This is a genomic window from Pseudomonas pseudonitroreducens, assembly GCF_021603645.1.
Classification (GTDB): domain Bacteria; phylum Pseudomonadota; class Gammaproteobacteria; order Pseudomonadales; family Pseudomonadaceae; genus Pseudomonas; species Pseudomonas pseudonitroreducens.
The window spans coordinates 1-261 of sequence record NZ_BQHJ01000070.1; the positions used below are offsets into that span (position 1 = coordinate 1).

The window sequence follows — 261 nt, forward strand, 5'->3', positions numbered from 1 at the left end:
GCTCCGCTCGCGCTTTCGACCAGATCGACAACGCGCCGGAAGAGAAGGCTCGTGGTATCACCATCAACACCTCTCACGTTGAATACGACTCGCCGGTACGCCACTACGCTCACGTAGACTGCCCGGGCCACGCCGACTACGTGAAGAACATGATCACCGGTGCTGCCCAGATGGACGGCGCGATCCTGGTTTGCTCGGCTGCTGACGGCCCCATGCCGCAGACCCGCGAGCACATCCTGCTGTCCCGTCAGGTAGGCGTTC

General features: G+C 62.8%; 1 protein-coding gene. It reads left to right on the forward strand.

The window, feature by feature from the left end; translation table 11 throughout:
- Positions 1–261 (forward strand): GTP-binding protein (locus tag L6D89_RS32510; protein WP_236202359.1); only part of this gene is annotated, 261 nt, incomplete at both ends.